General features: G+C 41.1%; 17 protein-coding genes. 13 read left to right on the forward strand and 4 right to left on the reverse strand.

What is annotated here, in order from left to right; all coding sequences use genetic code 11:
- Positions 1-3 precede the first annotated feature (3 nt).
- The gene (gene folE, locus ACFSJE_RS02860) at positions 4-603 is read right to left on the reverse strand and encodes a GTP cyclohydrolase I FolE (protein WP_379829470.1); all 600 of its coding nucleotides are present in this window, start codon (positions 601-603) and stop codon (positions 4-6) included.
- A 2-nt stretch (positions 604-605) separates the two neighbouring features.
- On the reverse strand, positions 606-1,166 hold the full coding sequence (gene msrA / locus ACFSJE_RS02865; RefSeq protein ID WP_379829471.1) for a peptide-methionine (S)-S-oxide reductase MsrA: 561 nt from the start codon (positions 1,164-1,166) through the stop codon (positions 606-608).
- 155 nt (positions 1,167-1,321) lie between these two features.
- On the opposite strand from msrA, the gene ACFSJE_RS02870 reads away from it, so the two are divergent.
- The 6 genes from ACFSJE_RS02870 to ACFSJE_RS02895 all read left to right on the forward strand — a co-directional run bounded on the left by ACFSJE_RS02870 (position 1,322) and on the right by ACFSJE_RS02895 (position 7,401).
- On the forward strand, positions 1,322-1,984 hold the full coding sequence (locus tag ACFSJE_RS02870) for an ABC transporter ATP-binding protein (protein WP_379830035.1): 663 nt from the start codon (positions 1,322-1,324) through the stop codon (positions 1,982-1,984).
- A gap of 5 nt (positions 1,985-1,989) precedes the next feature.
- Positions 1,990-2,754: a TIGR02757 family protein gene (locus ACFSJE_RS02875; RefSeq protein ID WP_379829472.1), complete on the forward strand. Its 765-nt coding sequence runs from the start codon at positions 1,990-1,992 to the stop codon at positions 2,752-2,754.
- A gap of 123 nt (positions 2,755-2,877) precedes the next feature.
- Positions 2,878-4,677 carry a serine hydrolase gene (locus ACFSJE_RS02880; RefSeq protein ID WP_379829473.1) on the forward strand — a complete coding sequence of 600 codons (1,800 nt, stop codon included), beginning with the start codon at positions 2,878-2,880 and terminating at the stop codon, positions 4,675-4,677.
- 64 nt (positions 4,678-4,741) lie between these two features.
- Positions 4,742-5,557, forward strand: coding sequence for a LytR/AlgR family response regulator transcription factor (locus ACFSJE_RS02885; RefSeq protein ID WP_379829474.1), 816 nt, complete (start codon positions 4,742-4,744; stop codon positions 5,555-5,557).
- A 101-nt stretch (positions 5,558-5,658) separates the two neighbouring features.
- Positions 5,659-6,249: a hypothetical protein gene (locus ACFSJE_RS02890; protein ID WP_379829475.1), complete on the forward strand. Its 591-nt coding sequence runs from the start codon at positions 5,659-5,661 to the stop codon at positions 6,247-6,249.
- An 18-nt stretch (positions 6,250-6,267) separates the two neighbouring features.
- A complete protein-coding gene (locus tag ACFSJE_RS02895) occupies positions 6,268-7,401 on the forward strand; it encodes a serine hydrolase domain-containing protein (protein ID WP_379829476.1) in 1,134 nt (377 codons plus the stop codon).
- Positions 7,402-7,450: 49 nt separating this feature from the next.
- Here the strand turns inward: ACFSJE_RS02895 and ACFSJE_RS02900 are convergent, their stop codons facing one another.
- Positions 7,451-8,266 carry a hypothetical protein gene (locus ACFSJE_RS02900; protein ID WP_379829477.1) on the reverse strand — a complete coding sequence of 272 codons (816 nt, stop codon included), beginning with the start codon at positions 8,264-8,266 and terminating at the stop codon, positions 7,451-7,453.
- 132 nt (positions 8,267-8,398) lie between these two features.
- Complete coding sequence (locus ACFSJE_RS02905; protein WP_379829478.1) at positions 8,399-9,550, reverse strand: Gfo/Idh/MocA family protein; 1,152 nt, start codon at positions 9,548-9,550, stop codon at positions 8,399-8,401.
- A 143-nt stretch (positions 9,551-9,693) separates the two neighbouring features.
- Between ACFSJE_RS02905 and ACFSJE_RS02910 the strand changes: the two genes are divergently transcribed.
- The 7 genes from ACFSJE_RS02910 to ACFSJE_RS02940 all read left to right on the forward strand — a co-directional run bounded on the left by ACFSJE_RS02910 (position 9,694) and on the right by ACFSJE_RS02940 (position 16,914).
- Complete coding sequence (locus tag ACFSJE_RS02910) at positions 9,694-11,181, forward strand: S10 family peptidase (RefSeq protein WP_379829479.1); 1,488 nt, start codon at positions 9,694-9,696, stop codon at positions 11,179-11,181.
- Positions 11,182-11,302: 121 nt separating this feature from the next.
- Positions 11,303-11,569 carry a hypothetical protein gene (locus ACFSJE_RS02915; protein WP_379829480.1) on the forward strand — a complete coding sequence of 89 codons (267 nt, stop codon included), beginning with the start codon at positions 11,303-11,305 and terminating at the stop codon, positions 11,567-11,569.
- A gap of 35 nt (positions 11,570-11,604) precedes the next feature.
- Positions 11,605-12,303 carry an SGNH/GDSL hydrolase family protein gene (locus ACFSJE_RS02920; RefSeq protein WP_379829481.1) on the forward strand — a complete coding sequence of 233 codons (699 nt, stop codon included), beginning with the start codon at positions 11,605-11,607 and terminating at the stop codon, positions 12,301-12,303.
- Positions 12,293-13,234: a TolB-like translocation protein gene (locus ACFSJE_RS02925; protein ID WP_379829482.1), complete on the forward strand. Its 942-nt coding sequence runs from the start codon at positions 12,293-12,295 to the stop codon at positions 13,232-13,234. Before ACFSJE_RS02920 ends, ACFSJE_RS02925 begins: the two co-directional genes overlap by 11 nt.
- Before the next feature lie 89 nt (positions 13,235-13,323).
- Positions 13,324-15,132: a tetratricopeptide repeat protein gene (locus tag ACFSJE_RS02930; RefSeq protein ID WP_379829483.1), complete on the forward strand. Its 1,809-nt coding sequence runs from the start codon at positions 13,324-13,326 to the stop codon at positions 15,130-15,132.
- Positions 15,133-15,213: 81 nt separating this feature from the next.
- Positions 15,214-15,984, forward strand: coding sequence for a sterol desaturase family protein (locus ACFSJE_RS02935; protein WP_379829484.1), 771 nt, complete (start codon positions 15,214-15,216; stop codon positions 15,982-15,984).
- A gap of 6 nt (positions 15,985-15,990) precedes the next feature.
- Positions 15,991-16,914 (forward strand): M43 family zinc metalloprotease, encoded by a 924-nt coding sequence (locus ACFSJE_RS02940; RefSeq protein ID WP_379829485.1) that lies wholly within the window; start codon positions 15,991-15,993, stop codon positions 16,912-16,914.
- The last annotated feature ends 12 nt before the right edge of the window (positions 16,915-16,926 follow it).

Here is a 16,926-nt window from a genome sequence, read left to right on the forward strand (position 1 = left end):
TCCTTAAGACAAATCTGCGCTGATGAGTTTTAAAAATTCATTACGGGTCTCAATTTTTTCAAACTGTCCCCTAAAACCTGAAGTTGTGGTCACTGAATTCTGTTTTTGTACGCCACGCATCATCATGCACATGTGTGCGGCCTCAATCACCACAGCAACACCCTTTGGTTTTAAAGTTGAGTTGATGCATTCCAAAATATCATGTGTCAAACGTTCTTGCACTTGCAACCTTCGGGCAAAAACATCCACTACCCTTGGAATTTTACTCAATCCCACAATATGTCCATTTGGAATATAAGCGATGTGCGCTTTTCCAAAAAAAGGCAACATGTGATGTTCGCAAAGCGAGTACACCTCAATATCTTTGATAATCACCATGTCGTCATAACTTTCAGCGAACATGGCGCCTTTTAGGATTTCAGTGGCATCCTGCTTATATCCCTGTGTAAGGAAAAGCATAGCTTTGGCGGCCCGTTCTGGAGTTTTTAGAAGTCCTTCCCGGCTAACATCTTCACCAAGATCATCCATAATTTTAGCGAAGTGTTCCTTGACTTCATTGGTGATTTCAATATTGTATTCTTCAAGATTTCGGTATGGCGACATATCTAATTTGTAGTATTTAACTTCTTTGAAAAATAAGCGTTCAGCTTTTTGATTTTTGGGTCAATGATAAACTGACAATAGGGCTGCTGCCGATGGCCGTTGTAATAATTTTGATGCTCTTCTTCCGCCAAATAAAATGGTTTTTCTTCTGAAATAACAGTTACTATGGGTGAATCGAAGACTTTTTCTTTTTCCAAAAGTGCGATGAATTCTTCGGCCTGTTTTTTCTGTTCTTCGGAAGTGTAAAATACTTCACTTCGGTATTGGGTCCCTACATCATTGCCTTGACGATTCAACGTTGTCGGGTCATGGGTAGCAAAAAACACCTCCAACAATTCCATATAGGAAATTTTTGAAGGGTCGAATGTAATTTTTATGCCCTCAGCATGTCCTGTCCTACCCGTACAAATTTCACGATAGGCTGGATTCTTTATATTTCCACCTGTGTAACCCGGAAGCACTTCCACTACCCCATCAAGCCGCTGAAAAACGGCTTCGGTACACCAAAAACAACCGCCAGCAAATATGGCGGTCTCTACAACTGATTTATTTTGTTTATCCATTAAGTTTCAAAGTTAAACAAAGTATTCGATTTTCCTATCGGAATTGAATACTAATTCACTTGGAAATAGTCGTAATTCCATTGGAAAACTTATTTGAAAGACCCATCTTTGCCCACTCAGCTGGAATCCGTATTTTCACGACGAGAAGCATTTTCATGATAAAGGCCACAAATATTCAAAAAAATTACGGGGACCTTAAGGTTTTAAAAGGGGTCGACCTTGAGATTCAAAAAGGAGAAGTAGTGTCCATTGTTGGGGCATCCGGAGCCGGTAAAACGACCTTGTTACAGATTTTGGGCACACTGGATTCGCCTTCAAATACTGATGGCAGCTCGCTATTTATCAACGACACCAATGTAACGGCTCCTAATGACAAGAACCTGGCCCGCTTCCGAAATGAGCATATTGGATTTATTTTCCAATTTCATCAATTGTTACCAGAATTTACAGCTTTGGAGAATGTCTGTATTCCTGCCTTCATCAAAAAAACACCCAAGGAGGAAGCCGAAAAGCGCGCTAAGGAACTATTGGATTTCTTGGGTCTCCAAGATAGATGCCATCATAAACCGAATGCCCTGTCTGGCGGGGAACAACAGCGTGTTGCTGTAGCTCGTTCATTGATGAACAATCCATCCGTGGTTTTGGCAGATGAACCTAGCGGAAACCTGGATTCTGAAAGTGCTGACAACCTTCATAAATTGTTTTTTAAACTTCGGGACGAGTTTGGACAGACCTTTGTTCTGGTCACGCACAATCTTGAATTGGCCAACATGGCCGACCGAAAATTAACCATGGTGGATGGCTTGATTGTTTCCTAAAGCGTATGACCCAATCAGAACTTAAGGAATTTTTGGACGAAAAAGTGGAACAATACAACCATCCCCGTTTTTTGGAAGATGACCCGCTTCAAATTCCACATCGATTTTCCAAAAAAGAAGACATCGAAATCAGTGGGTTTTTAACGGCAACCATTGCCTGGGGGAATCGAAAGAGTATAATCAACAATTCCAGTAGATTGATGGAACTTTTGGATAATGCGCCTCATGATTTCGTGATAAACCATACTGAAAATGATTTGGAGAAATTGGCTCCATTTGTCCATCGCACCTTCAATGGATTGGATTTGGGTTATTTTATTGGCAGTTTAAAAAACATTTATGAAAACCATGGTGGGTTGGAGGCTGTTTTTAGAAAAAACCAAGAAAAGGATTCCATGCAATCCGCTATTTCCAAGTTCAAGGAAGTTTTTTTTGAGCTCCCTCATTTGACTCGAACCACCAAACACATCTCGGACCCCAACAAGGGTTCTGCAGCCAAACGCATCAATATGTTTTTGCGTTGGATGGTCCGCGACAACAGCACAGGGGTTGATTTTGGTATCTGGAAAGATTTACATCCATCCCAACTCTCTTGCCCATTGGATGTGCATTCCGGCAACGTTGCCCGTAAACTAAAGTTGCTCCAACGAAAACAGAATGATGCCAAAGCCCTTTTGGAGTTGGACAAAAAATTACGAAAACTCGACCCAAACGACCCAGTAAAATATGATTTTGCGCTTTTTGGGCTAGGAGTTTTTGAGCGATTTTAACATCCTTTTCTACAATTGCACAAGAAAATCCAAATTCTAGGTAACTTTCTCCTTGTTAGGATTTTAAATGTCTTATCTTAAGTAGCTTAAACAACTGATTGTTTATCTAAACACAACTAACCAATGAAACACTATCTACTTTTAGGTATACTTTCCAGTGCCATTTTTTTAGGATATGGCCAATCTGACAAGCGACTACGGAATATTGAAAAGGAATTTGTGAAAATTCTTGAAGCCACCAAGGCCCCCGGATTTGCTGTAGCCATAGTGGAAGGTGATAAAACCATCTATGCCAAGGGCTTTGGTTATCGCGATTTGGAAAACAAAATACCAATGGATGCAAATACCTTATTGGCCATTGGTTCCTGCTCCAAAGCATTTACCAGTGGTGTTTTAGGGCAGCTCAGAAGCGAGGATAAGTTATCTTTTGATGATAACCCAATTGATTATATCCCTGAGCTTCGGTTTTACAACAATGACTTGAACGCGAACATCAATATTAGGGATTTAATGAGCCATCAAACCGGAATACCAAGGCACGATGGTTCCTGGTACTTATTCCCTACGTTTGATAGGGACAGTTTAATTCAGAGAATTCAATACCAAGAACCATTTACAGGATTGCGTCAAAAATGGCACTATAATAATTTCATGTTTATGCTTCAGGGGGTGATAGCTGAGAAAATCACCGGGAAATCTTGGGAGGATAATATTAGGGAACGATTTTTTGAGCCACTTCAAATGAAGCGCTCCAATCTTTCCATAAAGGAGTTGGAAGCAGGCGAGAATGCGGCTTTGGGTTATGAATATTACAAAGACAGTATCACTCGAAAAACGGACTATTATCGGATAGCGGCAATGGCACCTGCAGGAAGTATCAACAGCAGTGTATCCGAAATGGCCAATTGGCTCAAAGTTTGGATCAACAATGGAAAGTTCAAGGATTCCACTATTCTTCCAGAAAATTATGTAATGGAAGCCATGAGCTCACAATCAGTTATTTCCTCAGGAATCCCTGGGAAGGAAAATCCAGACATATTTATGGCCAATTACGGTTATGGTTGGATGGTTAGCTCCTACCGGGGGCATTATCGTGTGGAGCATGGTGGCAATATTGATGGCTTTTCCGCGAGCACGGCTTTTTATCCTACGGATAGCATTGGTATTGTAGTATTGGCCAATCAAAATGGTTCTGCAGTTCCAACTCTAATCCGTAATACCGTATCGGACCGGATGCTTAACGCAAAGCATACAGATTGGGCAGATTATTACCGTAATGAGAAAAAAAGGGAAAAAGAAGCAAAAGCATCCGCTAAAAAAGCATCCGATTCCACCGCCATTAAGAACACTACTCCGTCTCATGACTTAAGCGCCTACACTGGAGACTATGAAAACAAAGGGTATGGTCGTTTCAGTATTTCACAACAATCTGATTCCTTATTTGCCAATTTTAAACTGAAGAAGTTTTATCTAAAACACCTTCATTATGACATATTTGAACCCATGGAAGTTACTGCTGATGGAATTGAAACTTTTGATGAATTGCCGATACGATTTAATTTCAACTCCAACGATATTGGTGAAATATCCATTTTAAAAGTAAACATTGAACCATCCTTAGATCACCCCATTGAATTTAAACGCGAACCAAAAGTCATTGACGTTGATGTAGCGGAATTAAATAAATATGAAGGGGAATATGAGCTCGCAGGTATCATTATAAAGGTTTACATTAAAGGTGAAGGACTTTACATGCTGGTTCCTGGCCAACCCGAATACAACTTGTTGGCTTCTGGGGAAGATGGCTTTATTATTAAGGGGCTTTCTGGATATAAAACAAGATTCCAAAAGCCGGAAAATGATGTGATGGAAGAGCTTGTTTTAATTCAACCCAATGGAACTTTTGTGGCTACAAGAAGGTAAGTTTTCCTAAATTTTTGGTTTTCAATTTCATCGTAGAAGCTTACTTTTATCTTAGCAATCGACCATGAAACCAAACCAAAAATCAGCATATTATCCTGACATACCACTATTTTTGGTGCTTATCCCATTCATTAGTGCCTTCAATTACTATTTGACCTACGCCAATATAAAGCTCAATTGGTGGCTCATTTTCACCTATACCCTTGACACGTTGATAGGATTTGCAGCTTGGTTGGCTGTGAGGCGAATCATTTTATGGCTCGACAGAAAAATTTCATATAACCCATTTGCCAAGCGAGTTATTGTTCAATTCCTGATAACAACCTTCGTTGGGCTTTTCATTATCAGTTTTTTGACCGAATTGTCAAGTCTTATTGTAAAAGGAACTTGGGCCCACCCCAGTTTTTACAATTATGATTTGTTCATTATTGCCATTTGGTTCTTTTTTATCAATGCCATTTATGTAATGATTCATTATTACTACCAGTGGCAAGGCACAGAACAAAAAGTGTTGCTGGAAAAACAAAAATTGCAAACCGGTTTTTTGGTGAAGGAAGGGAAAAATGAAACTCAGGTTCCTTTTGAAAACATCATGGGATTTTCTGTGGAAAGTGACTATGTGGTGCTGTACACTTTGCAAGGCAAACAATATTTTTTGGATACTCCACTGGATAAAATAAGTGAGGAACTTCCAGAGAGCTTATTTTTTCGACTTAATCGGCAATTCATCATCAACAGAAACCAAATCACTGGGTTCACCAAACTTGAAAATGGTAAAATCAGTGTTTCCGTGGTTCAGGAAAGTACACTTCCTTCCGAAATCCCCGTAAGCCGCACCAAGGCACCTACATTTAAACGCTGGTTTAGGACAATGGACTGACATTTCAGCCGAAATTTTACGACACTTTAAGGATAAAGCTTGCTTTTTAATTGAACTTTGATGGCCCTCCCTCCTACTTTTGGATCATCAAATCAATCAAAATGAGAACAGCAATCATAACTATTTTTTTATATGCGGCGGTGATGCAACCCACTTGGTCGCAGGGTGGTGATGGAAACCATCGAAATTTTCCATTGATCATCAGTATTGAGTTTCATTCCCTTTCCCTTCCCTTTAAAAACAAAAGGCCACTTTTTAAGAATGTGGGCATAGGATTGGGAACCGAAGTAAGCCACAACGGAAATCGAAATTGGGTGCAACAATTTAAAATGACTTGGTACGGCAACAAAACCGCTGGAGGGGGCATCTTGTTTCACACCCAGACCGTGTGGCGACCCACTATGGTCAACGATGCCTATTCGGAAGTGAAGCTAGGTGTAGGTTATTTATATGCCAAGCGACCCAAGGAAGGTTACAGGCCTATACAAAATGGATGGGAGAATGTAGGCAAAAAAGGAAAAGGGATGCTCGTGGTGCCCATCGGCATCGGATTGGGATATGACACTTACGATGAGGGCACCTATGTTTCACCTTTTGCCAATTATCAATTTTTATTGGCCACCAACTATAATGAAAGTATGCCTTTGGTTCCCTTCACCTTGATGGAATTCGGGAGTCGTGTCCATTTTTAACCTTCAAAAGCGAACATCATGAAACAACTAATCGTATTCTCTTATTTACTATTTGCATGTTATCTGGGTTGGTCTCAGATGGACACTAATCCAAACCATCCTAAGCGAAATGAAGTCTCCACAATCTTAAAATCGCTAGTGGAAAATGGCTGTCCCGGGGCAAGCTTTGCTTTGTTGGACAATGATGGATGGTGGATTGAGAGCGTAGGGCTTTCCAATATTGAGGAACAACGTAACATGGAAAATACCTTTCTTCATTACCTGCAAAGTGTGGCCAAAACCTACATGGCAGTGGCCATATTAAAGTTGTATGAAGATGGCAAATTACGTTTGGAAGACCCCATTACCCAGCATTTGGACCCAAAAGTGTCAAAAATGGTGGATAGAGCAGATGAGATTACCATTAAAATGTTGTTGAACCATACTTCGGGGGTACCAGAATATAACTTTAATCCCGAGTACGCAAGTACATTACTTCAACATCCGGAAACTGCTTTTAAGGCAGTGGACTACATCAAATTTATTGATGGCGAACCCCTCACCTTTGAGCCCGGCAGTCAATATTCCTACCGCAACACGAATTATGTTTTGCTTTCACTTATTGCCGACAAGATTACGGGAAATCATGGAAATTATATTGAGAAGACCATTTTTAAACCGCTAGGCTTGACGCACACCTATTATCAAATCTCCTATGAAAAACTAAAGGATGAAATATTGGTCAGCAGCTATTGGGATCGCTATAGTGATGGAATATTGGAAAACATCTCCCATATCCAAAAACAGAATGTCACCTATATGGTCGGGGATGATGGAATCGTTACCACCACCACGGAGGCCATCCTATTTTTAAAAGGATTGTTGGAAGGTAAATTACTCCAAGACTCCACTATGGAATTAATGATGACCTGGGTGAAAAATCGCGAAGGCAAACCTGCCTACGGTCTGGGATTGGGTCATGGAGAGGTGGATGGGCATCCCTATTATGGGCATTCCGGTGGAGGTATTGGCTCTGGATGTGAGCTCCGTTATTTTCCGGAAACAAACCGCTATATGTTCATTGCCATCAACATTGGCACTGTCACCTACAGCCCGTTGCACATTCCCTTGGAAGAACTTCGGAACAAGCTCTTTTTGGCCATGACCGAATGATTTTAGAATAAAAAGGCTTATCGACAAAATCATCGATAAGCCCTATTTTTTATTTGGTAAATGGGTACACCTTCCCTAAAATGGTAATGGTGGAAGTAGAAAAATTTATTTTGATGTCTTTGATATCGGCGACATCCACATCCAAAATACCAGATTGAATGCTTCTTGGTAGCAATACAAAATGTAATGGTTCATCCGTTGTCAAGGAATAGTCCAAGTCAGTAGAACTTGTTCCATTTTGAGAACCATTCCAGAGATATTCATCGTCCCAAATGTATAATGGGGTTTCACTGCCCGCAATCCAAGTTCTGGTGGAATTTTCTTTGTATTCTATTACAGTACCATTTTGTGCAGTGATTTTTCCATCTGTGATGGCAACGCTGTACTCTAAATTCCCATCGGAATCAGGACCTAGGTTTTCCACCACATGGGTCCCTTCCACTTTATATTCGTTGTGGTAGTAATCGGTAAACGTTGCGGTATGAATGCTACCAGGTTCTCTATACCAATCCGTGGAAACTATGGAAATCTTTCCTTTTCGGGTAATGCCGTCCGGACCAAGAACTCCCGTTTTAAAATCAAGCATGATGGTTTTGGGGAACGTGATTAAGTCAAATGGGGTTATCGTAATGTCGGCTTCAAGTGCGGTCGCCTCAACGGATTTGGCTTGCGAATCAGACGCCGAACTTTCGGCAGATAGAACAGCATCACCGTTATTGTTTCCAATATCCTGAAATACTTTGTTGACAATAACGTACTCCGATAAAGCATTCAAAGCTTCGTCTGAAGAAGTGCCAGTTTTGGTTTCTTCTTTGTCGCAACCAAAGCATAACACGACCAATGTAGGAATTAAAAGTTTTTTCATAATACATAAGATTTGTTGTTACAAAAAAACCTAAAATTCCAATACTAAACGACTTTAGAAGGTTATTTTTTAAAAGTGTAGGCTTTGGTTCTGAGCCTATTAGAATAAAAACCGCATCGGAAACCTACATGTTTAGGAAGTTGGAATTCCTCCAAAACCATACCCAGGTTCCAGATTGAGCATCACTTTTTGTCCTCCTTTTGCAATGGATTCATAAATGGCTGCACAGATAATCATATCACGCTTGCCCATTTCACCTGGCGCTATGTTTGGGGCATCAAAAAGCACGTGTTTTGAAAAATCATCCATTTGCAATTTTTGCTGACTTTCATGTGGAAACTCAATTACATCTCCTTTGGAGGTCTTTCCACTTAATGGACCATAATTATTGGCGGGTTGCAGTTGAAACCACCCCGTTTCAGCGGAAACATACATACTGTTGGCATTGATGTTATGTGAAGTCATGATATTGCCCACCGCTCCGTTGGGAAACTCAAACTGTGCGGTTATAGTCTCATCGGTATCTTTAAAATATTCTGGACGGGTGCTATATTCCTGAGCTGTTACAGAAATAGGGTTCTGCCCTGAGCCATAAATGGTACTTTGAATGGCATAAACGCCCATATTGAGCAACGCCCCACCTCCAGAAAGCTCTTTGTTCAACCTCCATTGGTCTGGGTTTCCTCCGGAATAATAACCTGCATCCGCGGAAACGTATCTTATTTTTCCAAAGGTATTCTCGCGCACAAAGCGTTTTACCTCATTGGTATAGGGCTCCGATTGTAATCGATATCCTATTCCCAATTTCACCCCAGCTTTATTGCAAGCATCGATAATAGCATCACATTCCTCGACACTTACGGCCATTGGTTTTTCACAAATAACATGTTTTCCAGCCTTGGCCGCCCTGATGCAGAATTCGGCATGCATGCTGTTTGGAAGTACTACATAGACCACATCAATGTCGTCGTTCTTGGCGATATCATCAAAGTTTTGATAGTTGTATATATTTTTTTTGGGGATGTTGTATTTATCTGCCCATATTTTTTCCTTTTCGGGAGTGCCGGTAACTATTCCTGCGAGATAACAGTGTTGGGTATCCTGTAAGGCAGGTGCCAGCTGATAGGTGCTGTAGCTTCCCAGTCCCACCAAGGCAATGCCAAGTTTCTTTTTGTCTTGTCCGGTTCCCATGGCACAGGCCATTGGTGTTACAGCCATAATAGCGGCACTTCCCATGCCTTTGGCCATTAATGTATTGAAATTTCTTCTTGTTAAATTTTTCATTGGTAACGTGTTTAGTCCGTGCGTCTTAAAATTAAGAATAATGCGAATATGCTCGGCTTTTTCCTTGGTTTTACCATTCTTTTAACAAAAAAAGAACCTTCAAAATACTTACTTTTAGAGCTCGACTAAATCAACTTTATACTATGAGAAAAATTTATCTTGCTCTGAGCATCGTTTTATGCTCTTCAATTTCCATTGCCCAAAGTAGAAAACTTCCGGTGGACACTACGGTGACCACACACCACTCCGTCACCATCAAAGGTGTAAACATTAATTATACGGCCACTACGGGGACCCAACCGGTTTGGGACGAATTGGGAGAACCCATTGCCGCCCTGCATTATACCTATTACACTAGGGACAATGTGAAAAATCGAGCTGAACGTCCTTTGCTGATTTCTTTCAACGGTGGTCCTGGTTCCGGTTCTGTTTGGATGCACTTGGCTTACACTGGTCCACGAATTCTTAAAATTGATGACGAGGGATATCCGGTTCAACCCTATGGTGTGGACCATAACCCCTATTCTGTATTGGATGTAACGGATATCGTTTATGTAAATCCTGCCAATACTGGATATTCACGTACCATTCCCGAAACTGGGAAAGAGGTAGACCACGAAAAATTCTTTGGCATCAATGCCGATACCAAATATTTGGCTGAATGGCTGAACACCTTTGTGACCCGAAACAATCGCTGGAGATCACCAAAATACATTGTAGGTGAAAGTTATGGAGGAACACGGGTAATGGGACTTTCGTTGGCGCTTCAGGAGCAACAATGGATGTACCTGAATGGCGTTATTATGGTTTCCCCTGCCGATTATAGAGTATTCCGTACTGAAGATCCTGTTTCCAGCGCATTGAACCTTCCCTATTTTGCGGCGGCTGCTTGGCATCATAAGATGTTGCCATCTGCTCTGCAGAGCAAGGATTTGTTGGAGGTTTTGCCCGAGGTTGAAGACTATACCATCAATACCCTATTGCCTGCCATTGCCAAGGGAGGTTTTATTTCCGATGCGGAACGAACCGCGGTTGCCCAGAAGATGGCCTATTATACTGGCTTAAAAGAAAAAGATATCATTGATCATAATTTGGATGTGCCCACCCAGTTCTTTTGGAAAGCCTTGCTCAAGGATAAAGGGGGGTATACCATCGGACGTTTGGATAGTCGTTATTTGGGATTTGACAAGCAGCTTTTCGGGGATAGCCCCGACTATTCTCCAGAATTGACCTCTTGGCTGCACAGCTTCACTCCTGCAATCAACTATTACCTTCAAGAAGAATTAGGGTTTAAGACCGACATTAAATATAATATGTTCGGACCCGTACATCCTTGGAACAATGATAATGACAATGTGCGCGACAACCTTCGTCAGGCCATGGCGGAGAACCCTTATCTGAATGTGTTGGTACAGTCAGGATATTATGATGGTGCTTGTACTTACTTCGCTGCAAAATACACCATGTCCCAAGTGGACCCAAGTGGACGTATGAAAGACCGTTTTGCTTTTAAAGGCTACCGTTCCGGTCACATGATGTACTTGCGAAGGGAAGACCTTCAAAAAGCGAATGATGATATTCGGGACTTTATCATAAGAACCCAAGCCAATGGAAAAAGTGCTAAGTACTAATCCTTGATGGTCAATATTAAAGACAGCGGCATAGAACTATTGTTCATGCCGCTTTTTTTATTTAACACATTGCGATGTAACAATTTATCTTCTTTTTAAACTAATAGACAAACACACAGTCATGGGAGGAGAAGGAAGCATGATGCATGCCATCAAAAGTTTAAAGGAAAATAGAAGTCTACTCAAAAAAAGGAGGCTACAATCCAAAGACGATGTCTATGGCAAAAAGAATGTGACCCGTCTTCAGTTCAAAAAATCCACCCCAAGGGATATTAGTCGTATTAAGAAAATGATGTTCATTCAAAAACAAAAGGAAAATAGACTTATGTTTTGGGCATTTGTGGTCACTATTCTGTTGATTGCCATTTCTTATTTACTTTTACGGTAGTAGCACAATCAATTTTTAACTAAAAACAAATCATCTTGAAAGTACAAACCGTAATTTGGACCATGGCTTCACTATTGGCATTTTTAAATCCAAACAAATCATCTGCCCAAGACTGGCCTAATTTGGAAAAATATAAAAAGGCAAATGCTGAGTTATCTGCTCCTTCAGAAAATGAACATCGGATTGTCTTTATGGGCAATTCCATTACAGAAGGATGGTCCAACGCCAACCCAAATTTCTTTGAGAACAATCCATACATAAATCGAGGTATAGGCGGACAGACCACACCCCAGATGCTGCTTCGGTTTCGGCAGGACGTTATTGATATTGATGCTGATGTTGTCCTAATTTTAGCAGGCACGAACGACATTGCCGGAAATACGGGTCCCATGACCTTGGAACAGATAAGGGATAACATACTTTCTATGGTTGAACTGGCCAAGGCCAATTCCATAACTCCAATAGTATGTTCTGTACTTCCAGCGTATGACTATCCATGGCGCCCCGGACTGGAACCAAACATAAAAATTCCCAAGCTCAACCTTTTGTTGAAGCAAATGGCAGAGGAACAAGGTGTAATGTATCTGGATTACTATTGGGCCATGGCCGATGAGCGAAGCGGACTTCCCAAGGAATTGACAACAGATGAAGTCCATTTAACGAAAGAAGGCTATGCAGTCATGGAAAAATTAGTGCAAGAAGCCATCGCAAAGGTTATTCAAAATGAAAATTAATCTTTCCTGTATTTTTTGCTGTTGTGCTTTTCTGGTTTTCGGCCAAGAGGAAATGACGGTGCTACCCGCTATGGAACTCCTAAAAGAGTTTGATAAAGTCCGGGATTTTACCATGGGTGACAGTGGTACGGAAGCATACTTCACCATTCAATCGCAAACCGAAGAAGTTTCCGTGATTTCCATGTCCACCAAAACTGGAGAAAAATGGGGAGCCCCAATAATTGCTTCTTTCTCGGGAACCTACAAGGACATGGAACCGTTTATGGCACCTGATGGGTTACGATTATACTTCGTATCGAACCGTCCCCTACACGATTCCATTTCCCAAACCAAGGATTTTGATATTTGGTATGTAGAACGGCTCTCCAAAACGGGAGCTTGGTCAGAACCCATTAATATGGGGGCCCCTATTAATTCGGAGCACAATGAGTTCTATCCAGCGGTGGCCGAAAATGGAAATTTCTATTTTACCGGTGACCGTCCAGATTCCAAGGGAGAGGATGATATTTTCTTCAGTGAATTCAAAAATGGAAACTATTTGGAGCCCATTTCTATGGATGAAAACATCAATTCTGAAGGTTTTGAATACAACGCCTATATTTCCAAAGATGACAGCTATTTGATTTTTGGCGGATATAATCGTGAAGATGGACAAGGAAGTGGCGACCTGTACATCAGTTTCAAAAATGATGCTGGAAATTGGTCAAAGGCCAAACCCCTGCCCCAGCCTATCAATTCCAAACAAATGGATTATTGTCCGTTTATGGATGAAGCGAATAGCACCCTGTATTTTACCAGCCGAAGAATCTCAAATCCAAAAGAACCCCTGCACAACATGCAATCTTTGAGGCTATTTCTTGATTCTTATGAAAACGGAAACAGTAGATTGTATATGGCAACCTTGAATATCAGTCAACTAAAAGCAAACTGAACAGCACTTTTATTAGATATCAGGAGCTAATCTTGGAAATATCTCAAAAGAGAATGGATAAACAGCACCATTACTGATCTTTTGTATATTTGAGCATACAATTTTTACTGGTGGAACTGGTTGGTAATAAGGAAACTACGATAGCGGTCTTACCCTTTCAATTTATTGGGGTTGAAAATGCCTTGAGCCCCATCATAAAAGGGTTCACGGAAGACCTTATCATTAATTTCTCAAAGTTTGTCGGTCTCTCTGTTATTTCGCAATACTCCACTTTGGCCATTTCGGATATATCAGATACACAGTCGATTGAAAAACTTGGCGCCGATTATATCATCACAGGAAGTTTTAGACCATTGGGCGATGGGTACAGAATCGGTGTACAGCTCATCCGGACCCGCGACAATAGAGTGGTCTTTGCCGGAAACCATAATGAGAACCTTGAAACCATTTTAAATGCAGAGGATACCATTACCCAACAAATGGTAAGTGTACTTCAACAACAAATAGAGCATGACCTCCTCTCCTATTCTTATAAAAAGGAATCTGTGGAACTTGCTGCCTATGAAAATTGGCTTTTGGGTATAAAAGAACTCAAAAAAGGTACGGTTGAAAGTGACCTTATCGCTCGCGAATACTTTGAGGCAGCGTTAAAAATTGACCCTTTGTTCGCAAGGGCATACACAGGAATTTCCCTTTCCTATTTCAATGAATGGAGTTGTCAATTGTGGGACCGCTGGGAAGTGAGCCATAAAGGTGCACACGACTATGCCCTTAAAGCGATTGAGTTGGATGAGACCGATTATGTTTCCTTGGCCGTTTTGGGAAGAACTTTCTTGTATTTGGGTGATTATGACAAATCCGAGCATCTTTTACGCAGGTCGCTTCGGATGAATCCCAACGATGCCGACAACCTTATTCTTATTTCCAATTGTTTTGTTTGGTTGGGATATTTGGAAGAGGCTGAAGAATTATATCTCAAGGCTCGAAACTTAAACCCTTTACACCCCGAAGCCTATCTGCCCATAGGTATGTTGGTTTATTTTGAAAAAGGAGACTTCGGAAAAGCCATCGAATTAGGGGAAAAAGTGGCCAATCTTTCCATTTGGACCGATTTCACTGCGTTCTTAGCCGCGGCATATTACCATCTTTCCAATAACGACAAGATGAATGTGTATTGGAAAAAATATCTGGAATTATTCAAAAAGAACATTAACGAGGGAAAAGAAGCGACCAACCAAGAAGCTGTGGAATGGCAAAAGGTGGTCAACCCATACAAAGTGAAGAGCAACATGGAACCTTTTTGGGACTATATTCTTGGCGATAATTCCGAAAAGTCAACTCATTCAGTTCCAAAAAATAAAGCAATCAAAACCCTAAAAGGAAATTTTATTCAGAATGGTGAACTGTGGGAGCTCAGTTATCTGAATAAATCTGCTGTGATAAAAGACTCCAAAGGTCTCCATGATATTGCCCAATTGCTGGAACAGCCCGAAGAACAGATTCATTGTGCCGTACTTATGGGCGTGGTATTGGAAACCGGTGGCACTTCCATGATTGATGACCAAGCGATGAAAGAGTACAAATCCAAACTTCGTTCTTTAAAAGTTGATATCTCAGATGCCGAGGAAATGGGCATGTATCAAAAAGCTGATGCGCTACAAGAAGAATACGAGGCGTTGGTGGAGCATTTATCCCAGGTAACAGGTTTGTCCAATAAAATTCGAAAAACGGGTTCTTCCGTCGAAAAAGCAAGGGCCGCGGTAACATGGCGTATTCGGAGTTCCATCAAAAAAATTGAGAAAGTACACCCCAAATTGGCCAAGCATTTGACCAACTCAATAAAAACAGGGACCTGCTGTAGTTATGAGCCAGAGACACCACATGAGTGGACGGTTTAAGAAAACTTACAGCACTTACCTTACAATGTAAGGCAAAAACTTTTGCCTATAGGTTGAACAACAACATAAAAAAATAGACAAATGTTTGAGATTATTAAAAGTTTGCCGAATCCTTGGGAGGTACTGATTGACCCCATCTCCTTGATTGTATTGGGCATGTACGGCGTATTGATGCTTTGGGAGGGGCTTTTTCCTGCACGGGAATTACCCAAAATTAAGAACTGGAAACTAAGAGGACTTGCATCCTTTGGCGTGTTTTTTTACCTATCTACCTATTTCCCTCTCATCTGGGATACCTATTTAGTGGATTATCAAATCTTCGACCTTACTGTGCTTGGAGCAGGATGGGGAGCGTTTGTGGCGGTAATGATCTATGAATTTGGACTTTATGTTTGGCACTATGCGATGCACAAGAATGATACACTGTGGAAAATCTTCCATCAAATGCACCACAGTGCGGAACGCATGGACAGTTACGGTGCCTTCTATTTCAGTCCTATGGATATGATTGGATTTACCTTATTAGGTAGCCTCTGTTTGGTCGTTGTTGCAGGTTTCACTCCTGAAGCTGCCACTTTGTTCATCTTGATCACAACCTTTTTATCCATATTTCAGCACGCCAACATTAAGACTCCTACATGGGTTGGATATATAATTCAACGACCCGAAGCGCACACCATTCATCATGCAAAGGGAATCCATGCTTATAATTATTCAGATATTTCCTTGTATGATATCATTTTTGGGACCTTCAATAATCCAAAAGGATATTCACACGAAACAGGGTTTTACGATGGTGCCTCGAAACGGATATGGGACATGTTGACATTTAAAGACGTTTCGGAAAAATAATCCGTTGTGATTTATAGTAAAAGCGCATTGCTTTTAATTGCTGTGCTTGCGGTCATTCTTTTTTTGACTTCTTGCAGCAAAAATGATGACGATATTGGCCCTTCCCCTATCCCAGAACCCGGGAACGAAGTGGTATATCTTCCAGTTGTGGTCCATGTGATGCACAATGGTGAAGGTATTGGGGAAGGTCCAAATCTTTCCAATGAACGCATAAACCGGCAAATTGAAATCCTCAATGAAGATTACAGACGAAAAGTGGAAACCAAAGGATTTAACGACCATCCAGATGGTGGAGATGCCCAAATTGAATTTGTATTGGCAAAAAAGACACCGACTGGAGCGCAAACCGATGGGATAAATCGAATTGATGCATCGCAGATAAATGTTCCGGAATTGGGATATAATCAAAATCATTTTGCCCAGTATGCCTATTGGAATCCGAATGCATACATTAATATATGGACTAGTGCCTTGCCTGAATCAATGATGTGTTTGGTGTTGGGAAGTGCAACCGCTCCTGAAACGGATTTGCCAGGAACCCAATATTTGCCCGTTCCAGGACCAAACGATGCAGAAGGAATTCTGATAAATTGGATGCACTTTGGGGAATCAGATATTGATTGCCATGCGCGATTCGGCAGGACGCTGACCCATGAAATGGGGCACTATCTCGGCTTATTGCACACATGGGGAAGTGGTGATTGCGAGACCAACGATTTTTGCGATGATACTCCGGCGGTGGATTCACATGTATTTGGTAAGGTTCCTTTTATTGGGTGCGCTGGAGAAGAAATCATGATTGGGAATTACATGAACTATTCCCATGACGAAGTGATGAACATTTTCACCAAAGACCAGATTCAACGGATGCATTATGTGCTCAAAAATCATCCGGGTAGAAACGCTTTATTAACGAGCCCCGCTCTTTAACTTATAACTTAA

Origin of the sequence: Flagellimonas iocasae (genome assembly GCF_042682725.1) — a bacterium.
Lineage (GTDB): Bacteria > Bacteroidota > Bacteroidia > Flavobacteriales > Flavobacteriaceae > Flagellimonas > Flagellimonas iocasae.

Bases quoted from the DNA above. Each gene is read 5' to 3' on its own strand.
- ACFSJE_RS02925 (WP_379829482.1), top strand. From the start codon at position 12,293: ATGAAAATTAATCTTTCCTGTATTTTTTGCTGTTGTGCTTTTCTGGTT.
- folE (WP_379829470.1), bottom strand. From the start codon at position 603: ATGTCGCCATACCGAAATCTTGAAGAATACAATATTGAAATCACCAAT.
- ACFSJE_RS02895 (WP_379829476.1), top strand. From the start codon at position 6,268: ATGAAACAACTAATCGTATTCTCTTATTTACTATTTGCATGTTATCTG.
- ACFSJE_RS02935 (WP_379829484.1), top strand. From the start codon at position 15,214: ATGTTTGAGATTATTAAAAGTTTGCCGAATCCTTGGGAGGTACTGATT.
- ACFSJE_RS02905 (WP_379829478.1), bottom strand. From the start codon at position 9,550: ATGAAAAATTTAACAAGAAGAAATTTCAATACATTAATGGCCAAAGGC.
- msrA (WP_379829471.1), bottom strand. From the start codon at position 1,166: ATGGATAAACAAAATAAATCAGTTGTAGAGACCGCCATATTTGCTGGC.
- ACFSJE_RS02915 (WP_379829480.1), top strand. From the start codon at position 11,303: ATGGGAGGAGAAGGAAGCATGATGCATGCCATCAAAAGTTTAAAGGAA.
- ACFSJE_RS02875 (WP_379829472.1), top strand. From the start codon at position 1,990: ATGACCCAATCAGAACTTAAGGAATTTTTGGACGAAAAAGTGGAACAA.
- ACFSJE_RS02910 (WP_379829479.1), top strand. From the start codon at position 9,694: ATGAGAAAAATTTATCTTGCTCTGAGCATCGTTTTATGCTCTTCAATT.
- ACFSJE_RS02880 (WP_379829473.1), top strand. From the start codon at position 2,878: ATGAAACACTATCTACTTTTAGGTATACTTTCCAGTGCCATTTTTTTA.
- ACFSJE_RS02890 (WP_379829475.1), top strand. From the start codon at position 5,659: ATGAGAACAGCAATCATAACTATTTTTTTATATGCGGCGGTGATGCAA.
- ACFSJE_RS02885 (WP_379829474.1), top strand. From the start codon at position 4,742: ATGAAACCAAACCAAAAATCAGCATATTATCCTGACATACCACTATTT.
- ACFSJE_RS02870 (WP_379830035.1), top strand. From the start codon at position 1,322: ATGATAAAGGCCACAAATATTCAAAAAAATTACGGGGACCTTAAGGTT.
- ACFSJE_RS02900 (WP_379829477.1), bottom strand. From the start codon at position 8,266: ATGAAAAAACTTTTAATTCCTACATTGGTCGTGTTATGCTTTGGTTGC.